Origin of the sequence: Lentzea sp. NPDC006480, from assembly GCF_040611995.1 — a bacterium.
Lineage (GTDB): Bacteria > Actinomycetota > Actinomycetes > Mycobacteriales > Pseudonocardiaceae > Lentzea.
In genome coordinates, this window is the sequence record NZ_JBEXPJ010000048.1 from 42,659 (window position 1) to 51,914 (window position 9,256).

11 protein-coding genes are annotated in these 9,256 nt (G+C 67.8%); 6 read left to right on the top strand and 5 right to left on the bottom strand.

Annotated features, from left to right (window positions below; all coding sequences use genetic code 11):
- Window positions 1-49 precede the first annotated feature (49 nt).
- The 3 genes from ABZX92_RS20750 to ABZX92_RS20760 all read left to right on the top strand — a co-directional run bounded on the left by ABZX92_RS20750 (window position 50) and on the right by ABZX92_RS20760 (window position 3,000).
- Complete coding sequence (locus tag ABZX92_RS20750) at window positions 50-949, top strand: anti-sigma factor RsbA family regulatory protein (RefSeq protein WP_355561608.1); 900 nt, start codon at window positions 50-52, stop codon at window positions 947-949.
- Between the two features lie 61 nt (window positions 950-1,010).
- Window positions 1,011-2,312: a wax ester/triacylglycerol synthase family O-acyltransferase gene (locus tag ABZX92_RS20755; protein WP_355561611.1), complete on the top strand. Its 1,302-nt coding sequence runs from the start codon at window positions 1,011-1,013 to the stop codon at window positions 2,310-2,312.
- A 22-nt stretch (window positions 2,313-2,334) separates the two neighbouring features.
- Window positions 2,335-3,000, top strand: a complete 666-nt coding sequence (locus ABZX92_RS20760; protein ID WP_355561614.1) for an HAD family hydrolase — start codon at window positions 2,335-2,337, stop codon at window positions 2,998-3,000.
- Here ABZX92_RS20760 and ABZX92_RS20765 read toward each other — a convergent pair.
- From ABZX92_RS20765 to ABZX92_RS20785, 5 genes are all read right to left on the bottom strand, one after another.
- On the bottom strand, window positions 2,997-3,407 hold the full coding sequence (locus ABZX92_RS20765; RefSeq protein ID WP_355561617.1) for a DUF1232 domain-containing protein: 411 nt from the start codon (window positions 3,405-3,407) through the stop codon (window positions 2,997-2,999). The two genes, ABZX92_RS20760 and ABZX92_RS20765, sit on opposite strands and share 4 nt — an antisense overlap.
- 79 nt (window positions 3,408-3,486) lie before the next feature.
- A complete protein-coding gene (locus tag ABZX92_RS20770; RefSeq protein WP_355561620.1) occupies window positions 3,487-4,767 on the bottom strand; it encodes a serine/threonine-protein kinase in 1,281 nt (426 codons plus the stop codon).
- Window positions 4,768-4,836: 69 nt separating this feature from the next.
- Window positions 4,837-6,069, bottom strand: coding sequence for an ATP-grasp domain-containing protein (locus tag ABZX92_RS20775; RefSeq protein ID WP_355561622.1), 1,233 nt, complete (start codon window positions 6,067-6,069; stop codon window positions 4,837-4,839).
- Window positions 6,070-6,167: 98 nt separating this feature from the next.
- Window positions 6,168-6,785: a ScbR family autoregulator-binding transcription factor gene (locus tag ABZX92_RS20780; protein ID WP_355561625.1), complete on the bottom strand. Its 618-nt coding sequence runs from the start codon at window positions 6,783-6,785 to the stop codon at window positions 6,168-6,170.
- Window positions 6,782-7,192 carry a nuclear transport factor 2 family protein gene (locus tag ABZX92_RS20785; protein ID WP_355561628.1) on the bottom strand — a complete coding sequence of 137 codons (411 nt, stop codon included), beginning with the start codon at window positions 7,190-7,192 and terminating at the stop codon, window positions 6,782-6,784. The genes ABZX92_RS20780 and ABZX92_RS20785 overlap by 4 nt, the downstream gene beginning before the upstream one ends.
- Window positions 7,193-7,446: 254 nt before the next feature.
- Here ABZX92_RS20785 and ABZX92_RS20790 point away from each other — a divergent pair, with 254 nt between their 5' ends.
- The 3 genes from ABZX92_RS20790 (at window position 7,447) to ABZX92_RS20800 (ending at window position 9,167) form a co-directional block, all read left to right on the top strand.
- Window positions 7,447-7,755: a helix-turn-helix transcriptional regulator gene (locus ABZX92_RS20790; RefSeq protein ID WP_355561631.1), complete on the top strand. Its 309-nt coding sequence runs from the start codon at window positions 7,447-7,449 to the stop codon at window positions 7,753-7,755.
- A gap of 159 nt (window positions 7,756-7,914) precedes the next feature.
- Window positions 7,915-8,421: a lamin tail domain-containing protein gene (locus ABZX92_RS20795; RefSeq protein ID WP_355561634.1), complete on the top strand. Its 507-nt coding sequence runs from the start codon at window positions 7,915-7,917 to the stop codon at window positions 8,419-8,421.
- A gap of 113 nt (window positions 8,422-8,534) precedes the next feature.
- Window positions 8,535-9,167: a lamin tail domain-containing protein gene (locus ABZX92_RS20800; RefSeq protein WP_355561637.1), complete on the top strand. Its 633-nt coding sequence runs from the start codon at window positions 8,535-8,537 to the stop codon at window positions 9,165-9,167.
- Window positions 9,168-9,256 lie beyond the last annotated feature (89 nt).

The window sequence follows — 9,256 nt, forward strand, 5'->3', positions numbered from 1 at the left end:
GAGTAGCAGAATGAAGGCTTGCTCAGCCGCCGACCCCACCGGGAAGCCGATGAACTCCGCTACTCCGTTCGCACACGAGGCCCTGTTCTACCGGGACGAGGACGATTTCCTCGCCGGCACGGCCAGATTCGTCGCGGACGGCGTGCGCAGCGGCGAGCCCGTGCTGGTGGCGGTACCGGAGGCGAGCATCGCTCTGCTGCGCGGGGAGCTGGGTGTCGAGGCCGACCAGGTGCACTTCATCGACATGACCGAGGCCGGCCGCAACCCGGGCCGGATCATCCCCGGCGTGCTGATGGCGTTCAGCGCGAGCGCCCCCTCACTGCGCGTCCGCATGGTGGGCGAGCCGGTGTGGCCGGGGCGCAGCGAGTTGGAGTACCCGGCGTGCGTGCAGCACGAGGCGTTGATCAACACGGCGTTCGAGGGGCGCAGCGGCACTCTGCTGTGCCCGTACGACGCTCGCCTGTTACCCGAGCACGTGCTGGAGGACGCGCGGCGCACGCATCCGGTGGTGATCGACGGGTCCCGGCGGATCGCGAGCGAGTGGTACACCGATCCGGCCGGGCTCGTCGACGTCTACAACGTGCCGTTACCGCCGCCGCCCTCCTCCGCAGAGGAGCACAGCTTCTCCATCGGATCGCTCGCGCACATGCGCAAGCTCGTGACGGCGTACGCGAACTGGCTGCGCCGCGAACAGGTCGACGATCTGGTGCTCGCGGTGAACGAGCTGGCGACGAACAGCATCCTGCACGCGTCGGGGCGCGGGGTGCTGCGGATGTGGCGCGAGGGCGACACCATCGTGTGTGAGGTGAGCGACTCGGGCACTGGTTTCCCGCCGTCGTTCACCGGCCTGTCAGGCTTCGGGATCGTGATGGTGAACCTCTTGTGTGACCTGGTTCGCACCCACACGAGTCACAGCGGTACCACCGTTCGAGTGTATCTGGGCGGGTAGAGAGTCACCGCCATCTCATCGAAATGCATTCGACACGCGAACCTGTTTACCTGGCACACCTATGACAGACCACCTCTCCCCCCTCGACATCGCCTTCCTCGCCATGGAGGGCAACGCGAACCCGTTGCACCTCGGCGCGGTCGCGACCTTCGCACCGTCCACTGCGGTGCATCCGGCCCGCATCGCCGCCGTGCTCTGCGAACGCGCTTCCGAGATTTCTCGCCTGCGCCAACGAGCTCGCACGTCGTTGCTGGGCGGGGCGCGCTGGGTGGAGGATCCCGGCTTCGCGCCTGAGGATCACGTCTTCACCCACCACGTGCGCGGCCGGGAACGGTTCGCCACCTTGGTTTCGCACCTGATGGCGCAGCCGCTGGACCTCGCGCGCCCGCCGTGGGAGCTGCACGTCGTGACCGGTCTCGCGGGCGGCCGGTTCGCCGTCGTCGCGAAGCTGCACCACTCGCTCTGCGACGGCATGAAGGCCGTTGGCCTGGGGATTCAGCTGTTCGACCCGTCGCGTCTGTCCAATGCGGACGTTTCGGCGCCGGTGGTCGCGAAGTCGATCATTCCTTCGCTGCCGTCGTTGCGCGGGATCAAGGACACGATCGACATCGCCTCGTCGGTGTTGATGAACACGCGGCCGCCGACGTTGAACTCGCCGGTGCTCACCGCTTCCACGCGGCCACGCCGGGTGGTGATGTCGCGCCTGGATCTCGCGGACGTGCACCGAATCCGGCGTGCGCACGGCGGCACGGTGAACGACGTGCTGCTCGCGCTGGTCACGGGTGCGTTGCGGCACTGGCTTTCCGCGCACAACAGCGCCTCCGCTGACTCGGTCGTGCGGGCGTTGATTCCGGTTAACCAGCGCTCACGCTCTGGTGACGGTTCGTCCGGCAACTCGATCTCCGGGTTCTTGCTGTCGCTGCCGGTCGGGATCGCGGATCCGGTGGAGCGGCTGCGGAGCGTTCGTGCCCAGATGGAGTCGGCCAAGGCTGCCGGTCCCGACCGCGGCGCGGGTGCGTTGCCGCTGCTCGCCGACAAGGTGCCGCCACTGGTCCACCGCCTGGCCGCGCCAGTCGCCGCCCGCTGCGCGCCGCTGCTGTTCGACACGCTGGTGACGTCGGTGCCGCTGCCTTCCGTGCCTTTGTCGCTGGACGGCGCCGCTCTGTGCGAGATGTACCCGGTCGCGCCCGTCGCCCCTGGTCACGCCGTGGGCGTCGCACTGTCCGTGTACCGGTCGTCCGTTCACGTCTGCCTGAACACCAACCAGTCGTGGATGTCCGACGCGCAGTGGCTCGACGGTGTGCTGCGCCGCGAGGTGTCGTCCCTTCAGGACGCCCGCGAGCTGGTGGGTTTGCCGAGGTAGGAGCCCGGGCAAACCCTGGGCCATGAGCAACACCGTGGTCCTGGACGTGGACGGCACCCTGGTCGACACCAACTACCACCACACGGTGGCGTGGCTGCGCGCTTTCCGCAGCGTCGACGTCACCGTGCCGGGCTGGAGGGTGCACCGCTCGATCGGCATGGGTGGCGACAAGCTGGTCGCCGCCGTAGCGGGCGACCAGGTGGAACGGGACCACGGAGATGCGCTGCGCGCGGCCTGGGAGCGGTACTTCGACGAGATGATCGACGAGATCCAGCCCTTCGAAGGCGCGCACCGCCTGATCCGCGCCGCCACTGATCTGGGTCTTGCGGTGGTGCTGGCGTCGTCGGGCAAGCGCAAGCACGTCGAGCACTACCTGAAGCTCCTCGACCCCGGCGACATCGACTGGACCTCCTCCGACGACGTGGACGACTCGAAGCCGGCCCCGGACCTGATCCAGGTGGCCCTCCGGAAGGCGCACGGTTCGCGCGCGGTCGTGATCGGCGACTCGGTGTGGGACTGCGAGGCGGCCGGACGCGCCGGTCTGCCGTCGATCGGCCTGCTCACCGGCGGCTTCGGCGAGGACGAACTGGTCGACCGCGGCGCCTCAGCGGTCTACGCGGACCTCGACACACTGCGCGCCGAGCTGTCCGACCTGCCCTTCGCCGAGGTCACCGACCCGCACGCCTAACGCAGCCCCGCCAGCCTCACGACCACCGCGAACCCGTCGTCGGTGCCGGGCCAGTGCTTTCGGACCGCTTCGAGCCCGGCCCGCCGCACGACGCCACGCAGCACCGCCGTGACGATGATGGCGTCGTCGGCGTACCCGAGCACGGGGATGAAGTCCGGGATCAGGTCGATCGGGACGGCCAGGTAGAGCAGCAACAGCCAGAGCCGCACCCGCACACCGCGCGGCAACTCCTGGTCCGCGGCGAGCCTCCGCACCAGCCGCATCACGTCCGGAAGCACGCACAACGCTTCCTTGAGCAGCCCACCGCGCGGCCGGACGACGACCAACGCGATCACCAGGACGAGCCAGGTCACCAGCAGCGCGACCGCGATGCCGATCAGCAGGTCCCACCAGAACGAACCGGTCATCGGCTGTCAGACCTGCTCACTAGAATCGAAATTGGGGGTACCCGGCGCGACCCGTGTGTGTGGTGGGCGCGCTCAGGGCTCAGGGCTTCGGGGCGTCCGACTTCTTGGTCGGCTTGCCGGGGTCCCGGTCCTTGGTCGGCCTGGTCGTGTCCGTGGTCTTGGTCGGCTCCTGCGTCGGCACCACGCTCGACTCCGAAGCCGCAGCAGAACCAGGGGCACTCGGCGAAGTGCTCCCCACCGACGAGTTCCCAGGCTGCGGCGCACCAGGCGCCCCAGGCGTCTGCGTCACCGTCACGGTCGAGGCCCCCACCGTCACCACGTGGGTCTGCGCATCGGGCACCACCGGCTGGTCCGCCGCAGGGGCCTCGGGCCCGCCCCCGCCGAAGTTCGCCACCGCGACAGCCACGGCCGCGACAGCCACCGCCGCTGCCCCGCTGATCGCCAAGCGCTTGCCCCGCCGAGACCGGGACTGAGCCCGCGGCTCCGGCACCTCCAGCGGATCAGCCGACACCGCAGCGTCCGGCAGCAACGCCGGCAACCCGCGGCTCACCTCGTGCGCGGCCGCCAGCGACTGGGCACACATCTCAGCGGTGGGACGACGGCGAGGATCCATCTCGGTCATCGCCGACAGCAACGACACCCAAGCCAGCGGCAGGTCGATCGGAATCCGGGGCGACCGCGCCAACCGGGCCAACGCGGCCTCGGCATCGCCACCGGGATATTCGGCCCGTCCAGTCAGACACTCCAGCAGCACAAGGCCCAGGGCGTAGACATCAGACGCAGGCCCGACGGTCGAGCCGCGCACCTGCTCCGGCGACAGGTACCCGGCGGTCCCGACCAGCACGCCAGAGGTGGTCACCCGAGTCACCTCGGCCACCAGCGCCAGCCCGAAGTCGGCCAGGTAGGCCTGCTTCTCCTCGTCGTCCAGCAGGATGTTCGACGGCTTGATGTCGCGGTGCACCACGCCGAGCCCGTGCACGTGGTGCAGAACCGAAGCGATCTGACCACCGATCCGCGCGACGAACCGAGGCGGCAGCGGCTCGCGCATGCGCTGCCGCAACGTGCCGCCGGTGATCTCGCGCATCACGAAGTACGGCCGGCGCGCGAGCATCCCCGAGTCGTACACCGGGATCACGCCGGGACAGTCCAGCGTCAGCAGCATCGACGCCTCGCGCTGCAACCGCAGCTCGTCGTCGGGCAGGCCGGGCCCGCTGAAGATCTTGATCGCAACTGAGGACGTGGTCGAGCGGTCCAAGGCGCGGTAGACCTCGGCCATGCCACCGGAGCCGAGCAGCGAGCCGACGACATACCGGTCGTCGATCACCGCGCCGGTCAGGTCGCCGTCCCAAGGTGCGCTCATTGGCCTCCGCTCGTCGCGCAGCAACCTAACGGGTCGCGTGGAATTCCGGCTACCCGGCCGACCTGAAGATCAAACTACGATCAGCCCGGCCTCGATCTCGCGCACGAGAGCCTCGTCGCGTTCCAGTACCGAGATATCGGTGTTCGCGAGCACGACGTAACCGAGCGACGTCCACAGGTCGATGGTGTGCGGCACCTGCGAGCCCTCGCCGTACGGCAAAACCGCACGTTGGAAGCTCGGCAGCAGTGAGTCCAGCGAATCGAGCCGCACCGCGTTGCCCAGCTCACCGGCCGCGGGTGAGGACAGGTAGACCGACTTCACGTGCTGATGCTGCGTGTACCGAGACACGTCGGACGAGTCATCCACTCGGTGGCGGACCATTCGGGTGATCTGGCTTTCCCGAGCACCGAGGAGAGTCAGCTCCTGCTGCTCGGCACCGGCCAGCCGAGCGCCGATCTCGATCAACCGCGGGCCGTCGGGAGTGATCATCACCTCGACGTGCGCCGGCCCGTTGCGCACCCCGGTCGCGTCCAGCACCTGGCAGACGTAGGCGAACAACACGTCGACCACCGGATCGTCCGCGGGCACCAGCGTGTTCGACAGGTAGATGCCGAGCCGATCGCCCCGGCACTCCTTGGCGTAACGCCACACCGCGGCCAGCCCGTGCGCGCCGTCGATCGAGTAGGTGTCGACCTCGTACTCGGTGCCGACGGCGAGCTCCTGCACCAGCACGCGATCGTTGCGCAGGCCGAGCTTGTTGACGCTGCCCAGAATCCGGCCGAACTTCGCCCGCCAGTCCTCACCCGGCTGCGCGACGAACACGTCGTCCGTGCCACCGCTTTCCTGCGGCTTCAGCACGATCGGCGAGCCGAGCAGCTCCTCCCGCCGCAGCCACGCGGCCACCTCGTCGACGTTGTCGGAGCTGATCTGGCGCAGATGCGGGACACCGGCCGACCGCAACGCCACGGCCATCTGCCACTTGTCGCGGCGGGCGGACGACAACGACAGCACGTTCGAACGGCCCGGCGTGATCAGCTCGGACAGCGCCTCGGCCGTCTCGACACCGGTCTCAGTTCCCGGCACCACGGCGATCGGCGAGTGCACGGCGAGCTTCGCGGCCAGCTCGTCGAGGTCCGACAGGACGTGCACCTCGCGGTAGTTCTCCGGGACCCACGACTTGGCGAGCCCCGCGGGCGGCTCGGGGGTGGTCAGCACCGCGATCGCCTCGACGCCACGCTCGGCGAACGCGGGCGCGATGCCCTGGCCGGCCGAGTACGGATCCACCACGACGATGTGCGCCACCGCTGCTCCTCCAAGATCGTAAAGGAATCTTCCGAACGAGGAGCACAACAGCAACGGCGTGACCAGGCATTCCTGTCTCGATTGGGTCGAGACGACCGTCACTCGAATCGCAACGTCTCGTAGACGGAAGTTGTCACCAGACAGCCAGAGGACGCGCGCCACACCCGCTGCAGCCGCAGGCGCAGGTCCGTTCCGCCGCTCAACGCCTGCGCCACGAACTGCAGCCCGAGCAGCTCCGCGACGATCTGCTCGGCCGCGTGCCGCACGTTCACCTCGGCCTTCACCTCACCGCGTTGCTGCGCCAGCGAAAGCAGCTCGCGCACGACGGCGATCCAGCCGACGACCTGCGCGGCGGCCGCGACGTCGAAGAACACGGCCTCCCGCAACAGCTTCGCGCTCACCCGCACGGTGAGGTCGGATTCCAGCATGCGGACGAACTCGAACGACATCGCGATCAGCGCCTGCATCGGGGACGGCTGCAGCGCCATCTGCTCGTCGCGCAACCGGTGCCACAGCAGCGACTGCTCCTCGATGATCGCGACGCCAAGGGCTTCCTTGGAGCGAAAATGGCAATACAGCGCACCTTTCGACACATCGGCACGCGCGCACACGGCGGTGAGGCTGGATCCGGAGAACCCGTCGCGGTCGAACACCTCGGCCGCCGCGCGCAGCAGCTTCGCCCTCGTGTGCGTCGATCTCGCTCTTTTGACGCTCATGCCTCTGTCCGCGCGCCACCGGTCGCCAGCGCGACGGCCAGCGTGTCCGGCATCTGCCAGTACTGCTCGATCTCCCCCAGGTGCACCGAGAGCACGGCGACGAAACGCACGTCCGCCTGTTCACCGGTGGCGGGGACCCGCCACCGCGTCGAGCCGACCACGGCCGCGTCACCTCCGTCGACGATCACTTGGCGCACCGAGAGCTGCTCCAGCTCGAAGGTGGCGAAGAGGGTCAGGAACCGGGCCTCGACCTCACGGCGGGTACGCGAGCCGAGTGCCCATCTGGCGCCACCGGGTTCGGGCGCCTCCCATTCCACGGTCGGTGCGCACAACCGCGCGATGCCTGGCGCGTCCTGAGCCGCGAGACGCGCCAGGAACACCTGCACAACTTCGACCGTCGAGAGCATTTTCTCCACCTTCTCATCCCGGTCATTGCTGCGGCAACGATCCCGGCTGCGGTCACACTAGCGAGGTGCTCGAAATGTGAGACCACACACCCCGATGGACCAGCAGCGTTTACCCCAAACATCCGATCGAGCGATTCCAGTGGTACCTGAACTTTCAACGACCGTCGGTATCACCACTTTGCACGGACCGAACTCTGAAGCTATCGGGCAGGGTGGTTGACGCACCCGCCATCACACCGAAACGGAGCAGAACCGTGCTCAAGGCAGTCAGTGAAGCCCGCGAGCACCAGGACGTCCCGCCGATTACCGCCTTGATTCCACAGGCGCGGCGAGAGCAGGGCCTCACCCAGCGCGAACTCGCGGACCTGTTGTGCGAGATCTCACAAAACGACAGCGTCACCCGTGAAGAAGTGTCGAGATGGGAACGCGGTAAACGCATTCCCGGCCCCTACTGGCGTGCCTGGATCAGCGCGGCACTCGATGTGCCGCACACCGAGGTCGACCGGGCCGCGATGATCGAACGGGAATCCCGCAGAACACGGCACGAAGACCACTCCCACTAGCGGAGTGCGGGCAGACGGCAGGGGTCTGCCCGCCCGCGGGAGGGGCGGCGCCAGCGGGCGCCGTGGCGCCGCCCCTCCCCATAAGTCCCAGGCTGGAAGGGTCTTTGGCCCCTTGTTGGCCCCCTGTGCGACCACGTACAGGGGGCCAGACTTCGTCTTGTGACACCTTTCTTGGCCTTCTTGCTACTCGCCGGTACCGCAGTCGGCACTTCGCCGGGCGTCTCGGCCGTCAAAGTCAACGAGATCTCGTTCGGGAGCGCTGGATTCGTCGAACTGCGCAACACCGGCGCGACCGCGGCAGACGTCGGAGGTTGGTCTGTCCAGACGTGCTCGGGCGGCACCGCGCGAATCCTCGCCACCATCCCACCTAACACGGTCCTACCTCCGGGTGAATACTTCGTGATAGCGGGCGCCGCGTTCAGCGGAACCGTTCCTGCGGGTCTCGTGGTGGACACCGTGGACGGCTCTGGCGTAATCACTCGAAACCGGCACGGCGCGCACACGGACAGCGTGGGCCTGACGTCGTCCTCACCGTGCCGCGAAGACAGCCCCGCTAAACCGTGTGCTGATTCTTCACTCGGCCGCGACAGCGCCTCCAGGGACAGTGATCACAACGCCGACGACTTCGCCTGCCGAATTCCCTCTCCCGGCGAAACCAATCAGTAGCTAAACATTAGTGGCCCCTTTCGGGGCCGAAGGAAAACGAGCAAAGTCAGTCCCGGCGGCGAGACACGCCGCATGAGAAATCACCGAGATTGTCTTCTCGAAGGGACAGTGAAATGCGTCAACTGCTGGGCGGAGCCGCTGCACTCGCAATCGCGAGCACCATCGCGTTCGCAGGTCTGGCGGCCGCGGACGAGCCCGAGGCTCCCGAGGTCATGCAGCTGCCGGCAGTGCTGATCAACGAGGTTTCCACGATGGGGCCGAACGGCCAGCTCGACGAGGCGATCGAGATCATCAACACCACGAGCGAGCAGATCGAGCTGACCAACTGGGTGGTCCGGATCTACAACCAGCGCAACGAGGTCATCCAGACGATTCCGCTGACCGACGTGACCGGCCAGGCGCTCACGCTGGCGCCGATGAACAACGTCGGTGACACGCTGGTGCTGACGGGTGCCGAGTTCTCCGGCACGACGTCCACGCCGAACGTTCTCCCGGTGCGCTTCCTCGGCTCAGAGGGCATTCCGACCCTCGGCGGCGTCGCGATCTTCGGCGGCACCTCGCCGACCGCATTCAAGATCGACGGCGTCGCGTTCTCGGCGCCCGTCAACGCCGCCAAGGAAGGCGTGCACGCGCAGCCGGAGAACCAGCGCACCGCGCAACTCGCCGGTTCGAACACGCGCAACTTGCTGAACCAGGACACCAACAACAACCAGCGCGACTTCTCGCTGCAGGAACGCACTTTCTAAGAGATCCATCCACCGGGTGCACCCACGTGCCCTGGCCGTCACCCCTCGACGGCCAGGGCACTTCAAGACTCACTGCAGAAGAACTTCGT